An 18,003-nucleotide genomic window follows, 5' to 3' on the forward strand; every position below is an offset into this window, starting at 1 on the left:
TGGCTGGTGGTCGACCGCCTCGGCGTTGCTGTCGGCCGCATCCGACGCCTCCACCGCCCGGACCCGCTGGCCGTTGCCGACGACGGCCGACGCATCGGCCAGGCCAGCGACATCGTGGCGATGCTTCCCGGCTGGAGCGTGCACACCCTGCCCGAGGTTTCGCCGGCGGCAGCGGCCCGGCTCGTACGTGAGGGCTACCTCGAGATCGTCGTTCGTGGACGCGGGCCGGTGCGGCAGCGCTACGCGGCGCTGACCGACATCACAGAGGTTGAAGACGAAGTGGTCCGCCTCGCTTTCTGCGTCGACGAGTTGCCCTGCCAGACATCGCACAGAAGGTGATGGCATGCGTCTGACGATCAAGGTCGATGAGGACGGTCTGCTCCACTGGACGCTCCTGCGTTCGGTGGAGCAGCCGGAGCCCATCGCCTATGGCACACGCGGCTACCGCCAGCAGCAGGACTGTTACCGGGCTGCCGAAAGTCTGCTCCGGGCCCCGGCCGACCTGATGCGTCCCGTCCGGCAGCGGGACGGCCGATGGCGTTGGGCCGTCCTGGACACCGACGGAGCACCGCTGGCCGTGTCACCGGCAACCTTCGACAACCCGGCCACCTGCGGGTACGCGCTGCACGACGTACGCGTGGCGATGGGCCGACGACGGGATCTCGCCGGCCCACCCATTCCTGTCGGCTACCGAACTCGCAGCCGCTGATGGACCGCCGCGGCGGGAGCGTAGGTCGGGTCGCCGGAGTAGGCGATGTGGACGGGATACAACCCCGCTGACAGTCCGGTGGTCGGCAGGTCGACGACGGCCGAGCCCTCTGCCAGCGGAACCACCCGGGTGGTGCCGCCGAAGGTGACGGCGACCTCACCGGTCGGCTCCGGATCCTTCCTGTGCCCGGATTGAGCCCGCACGTCGACGCGCAGTTCGAACGTGCCGCCATGGACGACCGACGCCGGTGTGGCTTTCGCCTTCACCACGACCGCCGCCGTGCCCGGGGGAGTCAGGGTGACCTGGGCCGAGGCTGACTTGGTGGGGTCGACCACCGAGGTCGCCACGACCTTGAGCGACGACGCGGTCTCGGCGGCGGCCACCGAGAGCACACCGTCCGCGGAGATGGTCGTGCCGGCCGAGGTCGCACCCTCCACCGACCAGGTCACCGCCGGGCTCACGCCTTCGTTGGTCGTCACCCGGGCGCTGAACTTCCTGACCCAGTTCCAGCCCGTCGTCAGGTTCTCGGTCGCCGGCGTCACCGACACCGAATCGACCCCCGACCACAGGTGGTCCCGGGCGAAGATGGTGAAGAGCTGGCCCGCGGTCATGGCGTCGTGGGCGCCGGGGACCTGGGTCGTCGCGGCGGGGATACCCCGGGCCCGGAAGTTGTCCGCGATGGCGTTCTGGGCGTTGAGGTTGCCCTCGAAGACACCGTTGCCCAGGAACACGAAGAGGTCGTCACCGACCGCGCCGGCGATGTTGTCGTAGTCCTGCGGCGTCAGGGACGGGTTGCCGGAGAAGTGTCCATAGAACCCGAACGTGGTCGGGTAGCTCTTGATGACGACGCCGCCGGTCATCCCGCCGTACGAGAACCCGGCGTAGGCCCGCCCGGAGCGCTCGGTCGAGACGTTGTAGTTGGCCTCGACGAGCGGCAGGATCGTCTGGACCAGGTTGTTGGCGGCGTTGGTCTGGTTGTAGGAGGCGAAGCCGAGGCTGGTGCCGGTGAAGTGATTGCCCATGGTGACAACCACGGTGGGCTCGATCTCGCCCTTGGCCGTCATGTTGTCCAGGATGTTCGGGACGTTCGCCGGAACCATGAAGTCGGTCTCGTCACCGAAGATGCCGTGTGCGAGATACACGACCTTGTAGGGCTCGGCGCGGTTGGCATCATAGTTGGCCGGAAGATAGATGCCGAGGTAGTGACCGCTGTCGCCGAGGATCGTCGTGTAGGGCACGTACTGGACGGTGCCCCGCCGCGACGGGTCCGCTATCGGCAGCTCGTACTCCGCCCGCTGCTTCAGCACCGGGTCGTTCTGCTTCTCGGCGTACGGCACGTAGACGGCGTCGAGCACGTCGTTGTTCCTGACGCGGAACGACGACCCGCCCGGAGGTCGTGGCTTCGTCGAGGCGGGATCCCAGATGCGCTTGTTCTCCCAGCCCTGGGTCGGGTCCCAGACCCGGTACCAGTAGCTCAGCCCTCCGGCGTGCAGCGGGACGGAGACCGACCAGTAGCCGTTCGCGTCCTTGGTCATGTCCCTGAGGAACTCGGTACCTCCGGCGTGGTACCGGCCCGGCTGCCACGCTTCCGGCTGATACCGGGTGGTTCCGGTGCTCATGTCGAGCAGAGTCAGGTCCCCGCCGAGGCGGACCTGTGTGGCGGCGGGATTGTGGTAGACGAAAGTGACCGTGTATCCGGTCGGTGAGTCGTTATCCGCTGTGACGGTCGCGCCTTCCACGATCGCGGCGCTGCCTGTGGCGGCGGCTGGCGCGGCGAGGACGGTCGCGCCGAGCGCCACGAGCGCGAGCACCGAGATCGCACGCGTGAACCCGCGTCTTCCGATCGTCTTCCTCATCTGGGCATACTCCTCTGCGGTCTTCATCGTCAGGTCGTGCGTCATTGGGCGAGAAGCCACTGCAGGATGGTCTTGTCCTGGTACGTGGGTGCGGCCGCCAGGTGCCGGTCCGGCTCGTAGAACGCGGAGTCGGCGTACTCGGTGTACTTGACCATCGCGTTCGCCTGTGCCGGGGTTTTGCCAAGCGCCACATAGGCGTTCCAGATGCGGTTGTACGACGCCTGCCCGGTGGTGACCACGTTGAGGAGGTGGTCGTGGGTGCCGTGGGTGATCCAGACCGGCGTGCCGGACGCGGCGATGGCGGTGGCCTGTGCCGCGCTGGCGGCGAAGCCGCCGGTGATCAGGGCGCCGTCGAACAGACCGGGATAGGTGGCTAGTGCCGCCCATGCGAGCGTGGAGCCGTACGAGACCGTGGACGCGTAAATCCGGTCCTGGTCAACCGAGAACTCCCGCGCGAAGGCGTTCAACAGCTCGACCATGACGTCGGCCTGAGCGGCAGCGGTCCCGACCCGCTGATTCTGCGGAGCCAGGACGATGACGTCCTCGTTGGTGCCTGTCCACTTCTCCTGCTGCCACGCGGTCGCCGGGATGTCCGCCGCTACCTGGACCCCCTCGTTCGAGCCGTTGAATCCCATGCCCTGCCCCGGCAGGATGACGACGACGGGGTAGGTCTTGGTCGCGTCGTAGCCCTCTGGCAGGTGGTAGGCGTAGGGGATCATCGTGCCTGACGCCGTGACGAATCGCTTGTAGACGAAGTCGTCGGCCAGGAGGTTGATCGCGGGCTCGGTGGGCCCATGCGCCTCGTCGGACGCCGCGGCCAGCAGAGGACCGCGGCCGTTTCCTTTGCCGGGCTGGGCGTAGACGTCTTCGTTCTGCACGACCCGCGTCTGCAGCTCGGCGTTGACCTTTACGTAGTTGCCCGTCGCCATGATGGTGTTGCCGCCGGGATCCGTGGCGTCGAGCTCGATGATGACGAAGTTGCCCGGATCAGACTGCTTGTCCGCGTTCAGGGTGGGCGCCTCGTTGGTGTAGACCGTGACGATCCTGCGATCGGCTCTTTTCGTCGGGTCGGCAAGGTCTTCGACGGGGTTGAAGCGGAAGTTGTAGAGGCTGTCCGAGACCGTGTAGGTGTCGCGGTCGAGGGTCCGCGCGTTCACCTCTGACGAGTATTCGACCGCGACGGCCGTGACCTTTTGCCCGAAGGCCAGGATCTGCGTGATCGGGATGACGTTCTGGACTCCGCCCGGGCCATGGCCGGGCGGCTCCGCGCTGGCGGTGCCAGGGGCGATCAAGATCGCGCCGAAAAGGACGGTGACCGCGGCCAAGGATGTTCGCTTCGACACTGGTTTTCCCTCCGATCGGTGCGCACCGCTTACCGCAGGCGCCCTGGAACGGACGCTACGCAACGCCTTCGAAACAATCAATAGACGAAAATATTCGAGCTGCGTGATGTCTTTACGACCAACCTGTCATATGTAGGGGTCTCTGCGGGCGACTGTCGACGCCGGGCGAGCGCGCGGAGGCGGACGCATCACCGATAGACCGTTATGACGAAACAGCTATAAATTACGGCTATGCCTGCGACCCCCGACGCTGCCCTCGACGGCGTTCTGACCGGCACCGAGCGAGCCGTCCTCCGGGCTCTGGCCGACGGTCGGCAACGTACCGTCGCCGAGCTTTGCGCCGCGTTGTCGGCGGCGCGCAGCAGCGTCGTGCACGCGTTGAACCGCCTTCGAACCGCAGGCGTCGTGGTGGAGCATCCCTCGAGCCGCTCGGTGCGCGGGCGACCAGCGCGCGGCTGGTCCGTTGCGAGCTCGCCCGGCCTGCTCGCCGTGGTCCTGGCCGCGGCCCACGGCTCCCTCGCCGGCGTGGTGCGACCCGACGGCGAGGTCCTGGCGGCGGTGCACGGCGTCGCGGGCCTCACCGGAGCAGCGGGGGCGCTGGAGTTGCTCGACCGTGCTCTCGCCGACGCCGGGGTGACCCAGCAGCAGGTGGAACTCGCCGTCCTCGGGCTGCCCGGCCCGTCGATGTTCGCCCGAACGCCCGCCGGCGACTCGCTCGGTGGGTCACACCTGCGCCGGTTTCGGCATTGGGATGGTCGACCCGCCGCGGACGTCATCGGCGAATTTCTCGACCGCCCCGTCTTCTGCGAGAACGATGCCAATCTGGCGGCGCTCGGCGAGGCCGTGTACGGCGACGTAGCAGGCCTGCACACCGTGCTGCATGTGTCGCTCACCCACGGGACCGGGGCTGGTCTGGTCATCGGGGGCAGGCTCCACCGTGGCGGCTCGCGGCTGGCGGGAGAGGTCGGTCACCTCCACGTCGACGACGGCGGGCAGCTGTGCGAGTGCGGTGCCCGCGGCTGCTTCTGGCAGACCACCAGCATTCCGGCGTTGCTCGGCGAACTGGCCGCGGCACACGGACGGACCTTCACGGTCAGCGATCTCGACGCGGCGGCCGCCTCGGGAGAGCTCGAAATCATGCGGGCGCTCCGCGGATTCGGCCGCTCCCTCGGGCGCCGCATCGCCGACTTCGTCGTGTTCCTCGACCCTCAGGCGATCGTCGTGGACTCCACCCTGGGAGCCGCCTCCGACGTGATCGCGGACGGCATCCGGGAGGCGGTGGACCAGTACACCCCGCCGATGATGGCTGCCTCGGTCAAGATCTCGTCAGGGTCGCTGGGCGCATCGGCACACCTGAAGGGAGCCGCGGCCCTGGTCCGCACGGAGCACCTCCTCGACGCATCCCGGCGAGGGTAGCGTCGTGTCCACAGTGATCGGTGCGGTTCAGCTCCTATCGGCAAGGAGGGCGGCATACCGGGCCAGGTAGAGCGGCCATCCCTGGTCGTGGCCGACGCCGTCGCTGACGGACTCCCAGCCGGGGCCGTGCCGGTCGATGTGCCGGTGCTCGAGTTCTACCCGGGTGCGGTTCGGGGTTTCGGCGATGAACTGGACCTCGACCTCGCTGGTGTTGTCCGGGTCGGTCTCGACCTGCCAGGTTGGGCCGATGTCCCAGCTGAAGACCACGCGCGCCGGTGGTTCGAACGCCAGGACGCGCGCCCAGCGACACTCGCTGCCGTCGACGCCGCGGTCGTAGATGTGGCCGCCGACCTTCGGTTCGAACACGGTCTCCGCGATCTCCACGCCGAGCAGGTTGTGTTCCCGTGGTTTGAAGTCGCCGAACCGTGCGGTGAACACGTCGAAGGCACGCTCGATCGGGGCCTCGACGACGACCTGCCGGCGGACGATCGCGGGTGCTGCCTGCGTCATGAGCTCTCCTCGGTTGGTTGGTCGGTGACGTCCTGGTAGGCCGCGAGGGCGCGATTCCAAAACGTGTCGAGCTGGTCGCGCAGGGCGGCCACGCCCGCGGGATTGAGTCGATAGACCCGCCGGGTGCCGGCCGCGCGGTCGGTGACCAGTCCGGCGTCCTTGAGCACCTTCAGGTGCTGGGACACGGCCGGGCGGCTGATCGGTAGCTCCGCCGCGATCTCTCCGACGGCCCGTGGCCGGTCGGCCAGGCAGGCGAGGATGGCGCGCCGGGTCGGGTCGCCCAGTGCGTCCCAGCCGTCACCGACTTGGTAAGTCTCCACGAACGGTAAGCTACAGCTTACGCTCCTCGGTAGTCAAGAAGCACCCAGTTGAACGGCTGCACCCCGCCGCCGGGCGTGTGGTGCTCGTTCCTGACCGCGTCCACCAGGCGAAGGTCCGTGAACTCGGCGGCCAGTTCATCGATGGCGTAGCGGGCGGTGGGTAGGCCGGAACACCGGGTCGGGCCGTCCTCGGCGAAGGCGCCGACCACGACGTGGCCTGCTGGGGCGAGCGCGCGCCGCAGGACCTGCCGGTAGCGGTCGCGGTCGGCGGGGTCGGTGAGGAAGTGGAAGACCGCCCGGTCGTGCCACAGCTGGAATCGGCGGTTTGGTTGCCAGGTGAGCAGGTCGCAGACGATCCAGTCGACCCGGTCCGCGTCCGTGCCCAGCCGCTCGCGGCTGACCGCCAGGGCGTCCCCGGCGACATCCAGCGCGGTCACATCGCGATACCCGGCCCGCAGCAGCTGGTCGACGAGCACGCTCGCCCCCGCGCCGACGTCGATGATGGCGGCGTCGGCGGCCAGGCCGGCTTCGGCGACGAACGCGAGTGACTGGTCTGCTGTGGGCTCGTACCAGCTCAGCGCGGAGACCGACCGGCGTGCGTACAGGTTCTCCCAGTGCGTGCGAACATCTCCCACACCCCAGCGTCGCATGCCGTACGGCCGTCCTCGTTCAATCGCCCCGGACGGTTTCGCGGTAGAGGGCGTACCCGCCGGTGCCGCGGTGTTTGGCCTCGTACATGGCCAGGTCGGCGCGGGCCAGGAGTTCGGTGGGTTCATGCCCGTCGGTCCCACTGAGCGCGACGCCGACGCTGGCGCCGACCCGCAGCCAACGCTGGGCCACGCGCATCGGTTCGGCCAGCGCGGTCACGATGCCCCGTGCCACGGTGGCGGCGTCCCGCGGACCGTCGACCCGGGTGAGCAGCACCGCGAACTCGTCGCCACCGAAGCGCGACGCCGTGTCGCCTGCGCGCAGCTGCGCGGTGATCCGGCCCGCCGTCAGGGTGAGCAGCTGGTCGCCCGCGGCGTGCCCGAGCGAGTCGTTGATGTCCTTGAACCGGTCCAAATCCAGGAACAGCACCGCCAGCTTCCGGCCGTCCGCGTCCGCGATCGCCAGCTGTTGCGACAACTGCTCGAGGAACAGGCCGCGGCTGGCCAGGCCGGTCAGCGGGTCGTGGTGCGCCTGGCGCATGCGCACCAGCGTGTTGGCGTCGGTCAGGGCCAGGCTGACGTTCTCCGCGAAGGCGCTCAGGGTCTGTTCGTCGGCGGGTGTGTACCTGCGGTTCGTGTCGCAGGACGCCACGACCAGGGCGCCGGTCAGTACGCCGCTGTCGTGCACGGGGGCGGCCATCGAGGCGTGCACCGTGCGGGGGCCGAGCCGTTTCAGCATCCGGGACTGGAGCTCCTGGCCGTGCCGCACGGCCGCGCGGTCGGTGACCATCGCCTCACCCGCCGGCGACGAGGCGGTGAGGTCGACCACGGGGCGCTCAGCCGGGTCGATGGGCCGCGTGCCGGCCGCGGCCGCCAACCGGGCCTGGCCCGAGTCCGGCTCGTCGCGTACCCACAGCAGCCCGATCTCGTCGCCGAGCAGATCGCGGGCACCGGCGGTGATGGTGTCGAGGATGTGCTGGAGGTCCTCGCGGTGGGAGATCGCGCGCTGGATCGCGGACAGATGCTCGAGCAGCCGCTGCCGCTCCTGCAACGACTCGCGCATGGCGTGCTCGGCGACCAGCGTCCGCAGCATCGTCAGGGTCAGCTCCAGCACCCGGGCCATGCCGCGGACCAGGTTCTGCTCCTCGACCTGAAACGGCGCGCCCCAGCGGGCCAGCACGAGGTGGCCTGGGTGGCTTCCGGCCCAGGACGCGGTCACCGCGGGACAGCCGCCCAGCCCGGGAACGTCCAATTCGGAGTGCTGCTGCCGGGTCATCGCGACGATCGCCTCCTGCGGGACGGCGCCGGGCGGAAACCCGATCGACGCCACGACCTCCCCGTCGATGACCGCGGCGGCGACCTCCGCTTCCAGCGCCTGCGCGGAGCGCTCGACCGCGTTCTGGACAGCGGACGCCTCGTCGGTGGAGGAGGACACCACGGCCAGCAGTTCCACCAGCTGCTGGATGTAGAGCGACTCGGCGGTTCCGGCCATGTCAGCTCAGGGCCAGCACGGCGAGCGTCTGGTTGTGGAACCCGTCGATACCGTGATTGCGGGCGATCTCGCCGTACGTGTAGAAGCCCGCGAACGGCATCGTGCCGGCCCACCGCTCCAAGCGGTCGCATTCGCGCCGGATCCCGTCGTCGCCCAGCACCGCGCGCAGCGCGGCACAGCTGAACGTGAGCATGCCGATCGGCTCGTTCCCGTCGAGCCGATCCAGCGTGTCCCGGCACACCGCATCCACCGCGTCCAAAATGGACTCCTCGTCGCCGGTCATCACCCACGTCAGGCCGCCCGGGTCGATCGCACCGCCGCCGCCGATGGACCGGCCCTCGAGGTCGACCTCGGTGGAGAGGTTGCGCGCCTCGACGCCGCTGCGCCGTTGCACGCCGAGGGGCCGCGGCAGCACGAAAGCGGTGAACGCCGACGGGTCCGTGTACGCCTCCGGTGGCGCGTTCAGCCGTTCCAGGTAGACATCGAGCGCCGGCCGGTCGTCGAGAGTCAGCACGCGCCCGTCGGCAGCGCGGGTCACGATCATCGGCTGACCGACCGTGTGGTACCCATGGCCGACCCCCACCGCGATCGGCGCCTCGGACGCGATGGCCACGCCGATCACCGCGTCGGTGAGCACGCGCCCGTCCTTGAAGAGGTATGCCCCGCTCATCCGCCAGCCGTCAGCAGCGGCCCCACCGAACAGCGGGGTGCCCGCGCCCAGCGCGCGATAACTGCCGCGCACGATGCTCTCCTGATCGCGGACCAGGCCGTCGGTGAGCAGCATCAGCACCCGGTGCGGCTGCGCGACGTCCCGCATGCAGCCCGCGACCTCGTAACCCGCGCCGCCCTGGCGGCCGGAGACGTGCTCGGCCGCGCAGACGGCGATATCCAGCCCCGCGCCGCCGAGCGCGGCCACCGTGACCGTGCCATCGGCGGGCCCGCCGGCGCCGATCTCACCGTGCGTGGTGCACCCGATGACGGGCACCCCTGGCGCGGCCTGCGCGACACCGGCCAGCACCGCGGCGGTGTCATGGGTGATGGCCGCGAACACGACCAAGAGCTTCGGGTCGGGTCCGGTCCGCGCCTCGCTCACGGCCTCGATCGCCGCCGCGCCGGAATCGGTCAGAGTACTCCGGCCGACGCCCAACCAGCGCCGGTTGTGAACCTCTTCGTCCAAGACTCGCACCTCACACCCTATTTGCGGGGCTTCGGTCGGCATTGGTTCCCGGTTAATACCGTACTACCAGGCATTTCGTCGCCAGTCCGGCCGAACCGTTCGGCGCCGCAGGCGGGGGCTGGACCTACCGCGGCGGCGAGCGCGCTCTACGACGGGGTCGGCGCCGGCGGATGGGACCCCGACGCGGCCGGAGCCGGGCGCTCGGCCAGCAGCAGCGCGGCGACGGCCTCTGGGGCTTCGTGCATCGCGTCGTGGCCGGTCGGCAGGTCGTGGACCTGCCAGCCCGGGTCGGCGTCAAGCCTGGCCCGGAGGTCGGCGAAGGGTGTGCGGTCCCATCCGGAGCAGTAGACGAACTCTCGGCGCGGGACCCGTTCGTGTGCGCCGGTGAGCCGGATCGTTTGCAGGAACGAGGCGAGGGGATGGGGACGGCGGCGGGGATCGCCGCCGCCCGGCGGCTGGACGGTGTAGCCGGTGGCCGCCGCGCCGGCGGCGAACAGTTCCCGGAAATGCTGGTTCGTCGACGACCAGCACGACTCGCCATCGCGCGGTACGTAGGCGTCGAGATGCACCAGTCGCGAGACCCGGCCGCCAGCGCGATCCGCGGCGGCCGCGATCACCATCCCGGCGTAGCTGTGGCCGACCAGCGTCACGCCGGTGATGTGGGCGCGGTCGAGCAGCCGCAATACGTCGCCGGCGTGCGTGTCGAGGTTGGCGCTCGCGATCGTCGCGTCGTCCTCGTCGGGCCGTAAACCGGTCAGGGTCAGGGCGTGAGCGGTGTGACCGGCACGCTCCAGTAGCGGAACTACAGCCTCAAACGACCAAGAGCCTTTCCAAGCGCCGGGCACAAGTACGAAAGTCGCCATGTGTCTCTCCTTCTCCCTCAGGCCGCCGCCTCGGTGACGGTTTGTTCGGTGGGGCGCTTCGCGTGACCGGAACCCGCCGCCTGGAGAAAGTGTCGCTAGGTCGAGTTGTGGCTTGCTACCGATAGATTGCCAAGGGATGCCCGTCTCCCGCCAACGCCAGGGCGGACGGACCGACGACGACCCTGTCGCCGGTCCGCGCCGGTCATATGGTCGGGGAGCCGTGCAGTTCCCAGGTCTGGGTGCCCTTGCCATCTCCGACGATGTCGTAGTAGACGACGCCGTCGGCGGACCACCCGCCCGTCAACGGCGAGCTGAACTCATCGGTGGAGGCGATCCAGTAGTAGTCGTAATCGTCGTTGATCTCATAGCCCATGCTTTCCGCGGAGGACTCGATCACGTCGTCGTTGTGCTCCAAGCGCACGTTCAGCGTGGCGTCGTAGACGATGTCGGCCGTTCCGGTCTTGTTCTCCATCGAGATGTCGGCGTACGCGCGCAACCCGCTGGTGCCGATCCGCTGCACGCACAGGTTGATGGTGACGGTCTTCTGCACCGTAGAGTTCGCCCGCTTGAAGTTCTTGGTGTTGGGATAGCACTGGAGGGCCGCCAACGTCGAGGCGTCCGGAGCCGTCCGGGCGGTCGCCCCCGCAGGCATCACGAAGCCGCCGGCACCGAGCGCTACCGCGGTCACCGAGGTGACAACCCAGTTTCGCAGTCTCATTCGTCCCACCTTCCGGTCGTGGCCTGACCGGCAATCCGACCCGGTCAGCGCCTAGATCGATCGAATAGGACACCCGTGATGGTGACAAGAGAGATCGATGTTCGGCATTGACCGGATTCGTTCGGGCAGTTGACCGCCCGGCGCCGGACGCGGGCGCGACCCTGCCCGGGCTCCACTCTGGTCGGACGACTATGAATCACAATGAATGGCCTCGCCACCGCAGGCTGGGGACAACCAGCCGCCAGGGCTGGTGGCCGGAGATTGACCAGGAGCTCGATTGAGACAGACACTGCGTATCGCCGTCGCCCAACCACGTTGCGCGGCGTACGACGTTCCGGCCAACGCCCTTGCCCACGCGGAAGCGATCCGGGCTGCCCACGCGCGGGTGGTGGTGTTCCCGGAGTTGTCGTTGACGGGGTACGAACTCGACGCGGCGCTGGTCGACCCCGGCGACCCGAGCCTGGCTCCGATCGTTGCCGCCTGTGCCGCGACCGGCGCCATCGCGCTGGTCGGCGCGCCGGTGCCGGGCCCGCATATCGGCATCCTCGCCGTCGACGCGCAGGGTGCGCGGGTTGCGTACGGGAAGGTGCATCTGTACGGCGACGAGACCGACAGGTTCAAGCCGGGGCGGCCGACCGTGCTAGAGGTCGACGGCTGGCGGCTGGGGTTGGCGATCTGCCGTGACACCGGCGTGCCTGACCACGCCGCGGCAACCGCGGCGCTGGGGATCCACGCGTACGTGGCTGGCGTCGTGCACGCCGAACGTGACGCACGGGTGCATGGCTTGCGCGCCCAGCGGGTCGCGGCCGAACACCGGGTATGGGTCGCGACCGCCGCATTCGCCGGCCCGACCGGGGGCGGATTCGATCGGACGTCGGGTCGCTCGGGCATCTGGGACCCACGCGGAGCAGTTCTCGCCGAGGCCGGCGAAAAGCCAGACGATCTGGCGTCCGCGGTTTTCGTCGGTCAGGAGCACTGAGCCTTTTTCAACCTGATCTTGCAGCTCGGAGCGCATGAAGGCGGGCTAAACCCGGAAGCCTCGCCTGTGCTGTCCTACCCGTCCACGATCTCGTTGTCCAGCCGGACGCTGAACCACCTCGCAGGCCGCATCCGCGGCCACCGTAAGCAGCAACGGTCCCGATGGCGCCGTCTCGACCCGGGACGGCAGGCCCTGCCCGCCCTGGCCCACCTTCGCAACGGTGACACCCTGGCTCGCCTTGCCGCCGGGTTCGAGGTCGGCGTCGCCACCGCCTGGCGCTATGTGCAGGAAGCGATCGACCTGCTCCGTGCGGCCGCCGACGATATGGCCACCGCCATGCAGCGGATCCGCCGGTTGGCGTACACGATTTTGGACGGCACTTTGATCCTCGCCAAGCTGCGCTGCCGCCCACGCCGCGCCACCGCGATCGTGCTTGCCATCCTCGTCCTGCATCACGTCGAAGCCAACCGCTACGCAGGATGAGATGAAGGCTCACTGATCAGCGTGCCGTTCAGGATCACCTACGCCAGTGCGGCCGGCCATAATCCGCTTGAGGCTGTGGACCGCCACGGCGACCAGGTCGAGGCGTACCCGCACCTACCCGCCACGGTCGAGATTCCGACGCCGAAGCCGGCCGCGAGCCGGGCCAGGGTGTCGCCGTTGCGCCGGTGGGCCAAGACCAGCAGCGCCCGCCGGCAAGCCGACAGCCTGCGCCATCGCGAGATCACCGTCCGGCGTTCTGTGATCATGCTGGTCAGGTGGTCAGGCTACGGGGTAAACAGCGGAGTGCTGGCAGCATAGGTAAGCGACGGAGCTTCTGGACAGGGCAGTCGTTTGGTCCATTGCAGTCCGACCAGGAGCTTCATCCTATATGGAGCACCGACGCGCCGCGGCGCCAGCCGGCAGTTCGTGCTGGGGGCGCAGCCGCAGCCAGCATCTGTTGTCTACGCAAGGTCATACAGTGGCAGCAGATGAATTACCGGCTCCTCGTACGGATGCACCGCACGAACCGCGTCGACGACTCCGCGCGCTTGATCGACGTCGCATGTAGATTCCAGCTTAGTCTCCGATCCGTGCATGACTGCGCCGATCTGGCCGAGGTAAGGCGAAGATCCGGGTAGAGGCCTCCATCGACCGTCCACTCGCGACAAGCTCACACAGTGATCGTAGGCACCGATCGCGCCGGCTCCGGCGGCATGCAGAGCTGCCAGCACAGCTTCAACATGGTTGTGGGGAACCAAGACCTCGACCTTTAGCCGTTCCACGTGCGCAAGCCTAGCGGGGTTGTCACCTGGCGCGCCAACCACGATGCGAACAATCCATGGGGCTGTCCAGCCGCTGCGCGGCGAGCAGAAACGGCTCGGCAGCTCGCCGTGGGTCTCGATCCGTCGCCTCCTTGTGACCTCGCGGGCGCGGAAGTCGCGTAGCCAGCCTGAGCACCTCACGTCATTCAGACAGCCTTTGTCTTACAGCTTGTGGATGTGCAGTTATGTTGGGTGCTGGTCGACCACCGTGGCGGAGGGAACGGCATGGGCATCCGGATAAACGGCATCGTCATCGACGTCAACGACCTCGACCTACTCGCCGAGTTTTGGTGCGGCATGCTCGAAGTCGAAGTCACGCGCCGGGAGAGCCACTGGATCAGCCTCGGCCCCCACCTCGCCCTACAGTTGGTTCCCGAGCGGAAGACCAGCAAGAATCGGATCCATTTCGATCTGGTTGCTGACGACTTCGCCGCAGCGGTCGCCCGCGCCCGCGAACTTGGCGCGACCCCGGTCGACGAGATGCAGGAGGACCTCTGGCAAGTCTGGCAGGACCCGGAGGGCAACGAGTTCTGCCTCTGCGTGTCGTGACTGCAACGGCCAGGCTTCAGTTGAGGCGCAGGTCGGGACTGATGCCATCGCGCCCTGAGGGGTGCCCAACGAGACGGTGACCCCGCGCTGTCAGTCACTCCGCCCTCCGCCAAGCTTGGCACGCCGAGCTTGGACCAGATCGCCCAGGCGGGCCCAGCTGCGCCTGACCGAGGCAGCATGGCTAAGCAACGCGACTCTCGGGCTGGGCTGTCGTTTCAATCCACTGCTGTCTTACCGGGAGCCCCGTCCTACATGGAGCACCGGCACGTCGCCGTTGACCTGGGCGTCTACAACCCGGGACCACGATGAAAATGGCTCACTGCGCGTCTTGCTCGAGCACCTGGGTGTGCGTGGCAAGGTCACGATCGCCACCGTGCCTGGCAAGGATGGACGTGGGTGGCGGCCCACCGACCGGCACGAGCCCGGCCACCGTCGGTTATCGAGGCTGCGGCGCCTGGGCGAACACGCCGTCGGCGACGAGTTCGAGCCCGGCGATGATCCGATTCCGACCCAGGCCGAGCACCTTGCTCTGCTGATGGAACACCTCGGGGGCCAACGGGGCCAGCAGGGTGTCGACCAGGGCGGCGCGTTCACGCTGGAGGCCGGCGGCGTCGAGCAGTGAACCGACATGGGCACGCCAGAATCCGTACGCGCCTGTCGAGAACCGTTTGGCGCCCGTTTCGGCGGCCAGCGCCAGGTGACCATGCCGGTCGAGGAGGTCGACCATGGCGCCGTAGAAAGCTCGCATACGGGCCGCCGGGGAGGCGCCCGGGCCCAACGGCGGCGCCGCCGTCATCAGTTGCTCCTGCAGTCTGCGCTCGTGCTCGTCGAGGAGAGCGACGGCGATGGCCTCCCGGGTCGGGTAACGGCGATAGAGCGTGCCCTTGCCGACCCCGGCCGCCTTGGCGATCCCCTCCATGGTGACCTCGGTGGGGTCCAACCGCGCGAACAGTTCATCGGCAGCGTCCAGGATGCGCATCCGGTTGCGCGCCGCATCTGCTCGCTCACGCGCGACCACGACGCCAGCCTAACGCCCCGGCCCGGGCCCGCAGGCCACGGGCCACGTGCCGGATCTCATCGGCCAATGTGCCCGCGCCAGGAAGGCTTGGTCGACCTGCCAACCAACCTCGGCGGGCGCCACCGTCCGGCCTGGTGTGGGTCAGTCGGAGAAGACCAGCGCCTCGGCGTGTTCGATCAGCTCGTCGGGAGTCGGAGCGACGCGGAGTAGCTGGCTGATCCGATCCCGTGCCGGGTCGTCGCTGTCGGCGAGCGCGGCCAGGTGGGCATCCAGGTCGTAGGCGGTGATGAACAGCTGTAGGGGATCCGCCGCGCCGGAGCCGATCCGTGCCCAGCGCGCTCCGGGCTCGCCGGCGTGGTAGGGGAGACCCACGCTGCCCGGGTTGATGTGGCGGGTCAGCCGGCCGACGCCTGCCAGAGCCCGGTCGAACTGCAGGTGGGTGTGGCCGGTGACGAGAATGTCGGCCTCAACGCCGTCCACCGCGGCCGCGATTCTGGCCAACGGCGTGCGTGGGGTCAGCGCCTCGATGTCGGCCCGCGGCGAACCGTGGCAAATCCGTATGCGTCCGACGCCGGCTACGTCCACGTCGACCTGGAACACCGCATCGCGGAGGAAGTCGACGTCGGCGGTGCTGTGCCGGTCCCGCATCCAGGTGTCCCGGTCGGTTTCCGGTTGCCGCAGGCCGTCGGTCAGCTCGACCACGGCCCGGTCGGCATTGCCGCGCACCAGCATGGTGGGAATGCGGCGCTGTAGGTCCCGCAGCATCATCACCGTCTCCGTCGGAAACGTTCCCCAGGTCGTGTCGCCCGCGAGCACGACCAGGTCGACCGACGAGCGGTCGATCTCGTCGAGCACCGCCCGCAACGCGTGGACGTTGGCGTGCACGTCCGACAGCAGCGCCACCGAGGTGGCGGTGGCCCGCGGAATTCGCGCCTCCCGGAGGGTGGCTCTGGTGCCTGCGACCCGGGCGAATGCGTCCGTCATGGTTCTCCTCGTCGATCTGAGGCGGGTGATCGGCGTCACAAGGCCAGCGGTGGAATAACTGGACGTCACGTCCGCTTAAGTCTGATGTTAACCGGACCCAGCGTCCAGATGGGGGCAGAGATGGAAGCCATCTTCCTTTTGACGGCCGTCGCGGTTGGGGGGCTTCTGGCCGTCCAAGCGTCGGTCAATCTTCAGCTGACAAAGGCGATCGGCACGCCGTACGGCGCATCCACCGTCCAGCTCGCTGTCGCGGCACTGCTCCTGCTGGCCGTGGCTGGTGCCGCTGGCCAGCTCGGCGCGCTGGCCGATCTTTCCGGGGTCGCACCCTGGAAGCTGCTCGGCGGCATCGCCAGCCCGGTCTACATCACCAGTGCCATCCTGCTGTTCCCGCGGCTCGGCGCGTTGGCATCTGTCGGTCTGTTCGTCACCGGCCAGGTGCTCGCATCGTTGGCCTTGGACTTCGGCGGACTGCTCGGCGTGCCGCACAAACCCGTCACGGCCGGCGTGGTGATCGGCGCGCTTGCCGTGCTGACCGGTATCACGGCGGTCATCCGCGGCCAGGGCGCGACGGGCAACGCGACCGCCTCGAGCCGCTCGCCGGTCCAAGCCGGTTGGATCGCGCTGGGCCTCGTCGCTGGGGCGGTGCTGCCCATCCAGGGTGCCGTCAACGCGGCACTGCGCCGGGAGGTCGAGCAGCCGTTCACCGTTGCACTCGTCAGCTTCACGGTGGCGACCGCGACCATCGCCGTCGTCCTGCTGGCGCTGCTCGCCCTCAAGCGCACCCCTAAGCCCCAGCTGCGGCCCCTACGCGGCATGCCCTGGTGGGGGTGGCTCGGCGGAGCGGCCGCGGCAAGCTACGTCACGGCCACGTTCCTGCTCATCCCCGTCATCGGTGCGGCGACCACAGTCGCGTTGACCGTGACCGGGCAGCAGGTCGCGTCCGCCGCGATCGACCAGTTCGGCCTCTTCCGCCTGCCGAGCCGGCGGCTGACGCCGGCCCGCCTCGGCGGTCTGGCCGTTCTCCTGATCGGCTCGGTGCTCGTGCAGCTGAGCTGATTCTCGGGTCAGCCGCCGTTGCTGGGCCGCTGCCTTCGTCCTCGGTGGACGGTCCCGGCAACGGTGGTGACGCCGTCGACGGCCGCCAGGAATCTCGGGCCCATGGCGGCGCGGGCCTGCAGGGTCGGGTGGGTCGCTCCGAAGTTGTCGGCGTCGGCCTGGCCGTCGGCGAACAGGACGTAGGTGAGCACCGGGGAGCCGCCCGGGTTGAAGATGATGCCGGCTTCATGCCGTGCGTCGGCGAACCAGCCGGCCTTGGTGGCGATCCGGGCACGCTCGTCCGATGACATCGTGCGTCGGATGCCGTCGGTGAAAGCGATCGGCGAACGCAGCACGCTGAGCAGATAACTGGTGGAGGCGGGGGAGAGCAGCGTGCCGCCAACCAGGGCCTGCAGCATGCGGTGCGTTTCCCGTGCGGTGCTGGTGCCGAGGAAGAAGCGGTTGGGGTTCGCGACGGGCTCTACCTGGGTCTTCGGGAATCCCTTGGCGACGAGGATCTGGTTGAGCTCCGCGGCCGGGCAGACGAGGCCACAGAGGCGCACGGCGGTGTCGTCAGAGACGGTGAGCAACGCGGCCAGCACGTGGCCTATGGTGACGGAGCTGGGATAGGCGCTGTCCAAGCTGAAGATTCCGTCGCCGCCGGGCACGACGATCGCCGCGGTGACCTCGAGGCGTTGGTCGAGCGTGAGAAGGCCCCGGTCGACCTTGTCGAGGACAGCGGTGGCGACCGCAATCTTGTTGACGCTGTAGGCCTCGACGACCGTGTCGGCGTTCTCCGCGACCGCGACCTGCGCCACGCCGCTCCCGCCGGCAACCGTGACATACGCGTACCAGTTGCCGCCGGCCTTGGCCCGCTCCGACCGGTATGCCACCGCCACCTTGTCACGAGGCGACCCAACCGGCTGGTCGGGGTCGTCGGGGGCGCCGCCGCGTGGGGCCGCCCCGGCCGGCTCGGTCATTCCCAGGACCGCTCCCGCCGTGACGGCACCCCCGATGCCCAATGCGGCCCTGCGACTCACGGTGCTCGTCAACCTCGTCACCTTCCATCGAGCGGTGGCCCGC

General features: G+C 68.9%; 19 protein-coding genes and 1 pseudogene. 7 read left to right on the forward strand and 13 right to left on the reverse strand.

The annotated features are described in order from the left end of the window. Positions 1–6: 6 nt before the first annotated feature. A complete protein-coding gene (locus AB0J74_RS18700; RefSeq protein WP_363449401.1) occupies positions 7–339 on the forward strand; it encodes a hypothetical protein in 333 nt (110 codons plus the stop codon). Between the two features lie 4 nt (positions 340–343). Beyond that, the gene (locus AB0J74_RS18705; RefSeq protein WP_363449403.1) at positions 344–709 is read left to right on the forward strand and encodes a hypothetical protein; all 366 of its coding nucleotides are present in this window, start codon (positions 344–346) and stop codon (positions 707–709) included. On the opposite strand, the gene AB0J74_RS18710 is transcribed toward AB0J74_RS18705, so the two are convergent. After that, positions 688–2,565: an alpha/beta hydrolase-fold protein gene (locus AB0J74_RS18710; RefSeq protein WP_363449405.1), complete on the reverse strand. Its 1,878-nt coding sequence runs from the start codon at positions 2,563–2,565 to the stop codon at positions 688–690. The genes AB0J74_RS18705 and AB0J74_RS18710 overlap by 22 nt on opposite strands. A 41-nt stretch (positions 2,566–2,606) precedes the next feature. Further along, the gene (locus tag AB0J74_RS18715; RefSeq protein ID WP_363449407.1) at positions 2,607–3,908 is read right to left on the reverse strand and encodes a hypothetical protein; all 1,302 of its coding nucleotides are present in this window, start codon (positions 3,906–3,908) and stop codon (positions 2,607–2,609) included. A gap of 231 nt (positions 3,909–4,139) precedes the next feature. Here AB0J74_RS18715 and AB0J74_RS18720 point away from each other — a divergent pair, with 231 nt between their 5' ends. After that, on the forward strand, positions 4,140–5,324 hold the full coding sequence (locus AB0J74_RS18720; RefSeq protein WP_363449409.1) for an ROK family transcriptional regulator: 1,185 nt from the start codon (positions 4,140–4,142) through the stop codon (positions 5,322–5,324). Between the two features lie 27 nt (positions 5,325–5,351). On the opposite strand, the gene AB0J74_RS18725 is transcribed toward AB0J74_RS18720, so the two are convergent. The 7 genes from AB0J74_RS18725 to AB0J74_RS18755 form a co-directional block, all read right to left on the reverse strand. After that, on the reverse strand, positions 5,352–5,834 hold the full coding sequence (locus AB0J74_RS18725; RefSeq protein WP_363449411.1) for an SRPBCC family protein: 483 nt from the start codon (positions 5,832–5,834) through the stop codon (positions 5,352–5,354). Continuing rightward, the gene (locus AB0J74_RS18730) at positions 5,831–6,154 is read right to left on the reverse strand and encodes a metalloregulator ArsR/SmtB family transcription factor (RefSeq protein ID WP_363449413.1); all 324 of its coding nucleotides are present in this window, start codon (positions 6,152–6,154) and stop codon (positions 5,831–5,833) included. Before AB0J74_RS18730 ends, AB0J74_RS18725 begins: the two co-directional genes overlap by 4 nt. A gap of 17 nt (positions 6,155–6,171) precedes the next feature. Next, the gene (locus AB0J74_RS18735) at positions 6,172–6,804 is read right to left on the reverse strand and encodes a class I SAM-dependent methyltransferase (RefSeq protein WP_363449415.1); all 633 of its coding nucleotides are present in this window, start codon (positions 6,802–6,804) and stop codon (positions 6,172–6,174) included. Positions 6,805–6,823: 19 nt separating this feature from the next. Then, on the reverse strand, positions 6,824–8,293 hold the full coding sequence (locus AB0J74_RS18740; RefSeq protein WP_363449417.1) for a sensor domain-containing diguanylate cyclase: 1,470 nt from the start codon (positions 8,291–8,293) through the stop codon (positions 6,824–6,826). Between the two features lies 1 nt (position 8,294). Next, a complete protein-coding gene (locus AB0J74_RS18745; protein ID WP_363449419.1) occupies positions 8,295–9,512 on the reverse strand; it encodes an FIST N-terminal domain-containing protein in 1,218 nt (405 codons plus the stop codon). A gap of 104 nt (positions 9,513–9,616) precedes the next feature. Continuing rightward, complete coding sequence (locus tag AB0J74_RS18750; protein WP_363449421.1) at positions 9,617–10,333, reverse strand: alpha/beta fold hydrolase; 717 nt, start codon at positions 10,331–10,333, stop codon at positions 9,617–9,619. A 202-nt stretch (positions 10,334–10,535) separates the two neighbouring features. Further along, positions 10,536–11,051 (reverse strand): hypothetical protein, encoded by a 516-nt coding sequence (locus tag AB0J74_RS18755; protein WP_363449423.1) that lies wholly within the window; start codon positions 11,049–11,051, stop codon positions 10,536–10,538. A 277-nt stretch (positions 11,052–11,328) separates the two neighbouring features. Here AB0J74_RS18755 and AB0J74_RS18760 point away from each other — a divergent pair, with 277 nt between their 5' ends. After that, positions 11,329–12,030 (forward strand): carbon-nitrogen hydrolase family protein, encoded by a 702-nt coding sequence (locus AB0J74_RS18760; protein WP_363449425.1) that lies wholly within the window; start codon positions 11,329–11,331, stop codon positions 12,028–12,030. 66 nt (positions 12,031–12,096) lie between these two features. Next, positions 12,097–12,513: a transposase family protein gene (locus tag AB0J74_RS18765; protein WP_363449427.1), complete on the forward strand. Its 417-nt coding sequence runs from the start codon at positions 12,097–12,099 to the stop codon at positions 12,511–12,513. Between the two features lie 125 nt (positions 12,514–12,638). On the opposite strand, the pseudogene AB0J74_RS18770 reads toward AB0J74_RS18765, so the two are convergent. Beyond that, positions 12,639–12,770, reverse strand: a pseudogene (locus AB0J74_RS18770) (IS5/IS1182 family transposase); the annotation flags it as partial. A gap of 735 nt (positions 12,771–13,505) precedes the next feature. On the opposite strand from AB0J74_RS18770, the gene AB0J74_RS18775 reads away from it, so the two are divergent. Next, positions 13,506–13,883 carry a VOC family protein gene (locus AB0J74_RS18775; RefSeq protein ID WP_363449429.1) on the forward strand — a complete coding sequence of 126 codons (378 nt, stop codon included), beginning with the start codon at positions 13,506–13,508 and terminating at the stop codon, positions 13,881–13,883. A 436-nt stretch (positions 13,884–14,319) separates the two neighbouring features. On the opposite strand, the gene AB0J74_RS18780 is transcribed toward AB0J74_RS18775, so the two are convergent. Both AB0J74_RS18780 and AB0J74_RS18785 read right to left on the reverse strand, forming a co-directional pair. After that, entirely contained in the window at positions 14,320–14,901 is a 582-nt protein-coding gene (locus AB0J74_RS18780; RefSeq protein ID WP_363449431.1) for a helix-turn-helix domain-containing protein, read from the reverse strand. Between the two features lie 141 nt (positions 14,902–15,042). Next, positions 15,043–15,885, reverse strand: a complete 843-nt coding sequence (locus AB0J74_RS18785) for a metallophosphoesterase family protein (protein WP_363449433.1) — start codon at positions 15,883–15,885, stop codon at positions 15,043–15,045. 120 nt (positions 15,886–16,005) lie between these two features. On the opposite strand from AB0J74_RS18785, the gene AB0J74_RS18790 reads away from it, so the two are divergent. After that, positions 16,006–16,941 carry a DMT family transporter gene (locus AB0J74_RS18790; protein WP_363449435.1) on the forward strand — a complete coding sequence of 312 codons (936 nt, stop codon included), beginning with the start codon at positions 16,006–16,008 and terminating at the stop codon, positions 16,939–16,941. A gap of 8 nt (positions 16,942–16,949) precedes the next feature. Here the strand turns inward: AB0J74_RS18790 and AB0J74_RS18795 are convergent, their stop codons facing one another. Further along, complete coding sequence (locus AB0J74_RS18795) at positions 16,950–17,972, reverse strand: serine hydrolase (RefSeq protein ID WP_363449437.1); 1,023 nt, start codon at positions 17,970–17,972, stop codon at positions 16,950–16,952. Positions 17,973–18,003: the final 31 nt, after the last annotated feature.

Source organism: Asanoa sp. NPDC049573, from assembly GCF_040676615.1.
Taxonomy (GTDB): domain Bacteria; phylum Actinomycetota; class Actinomycetes; order Mycobacteriales; family Micromonosporaceae; genus Asanoa.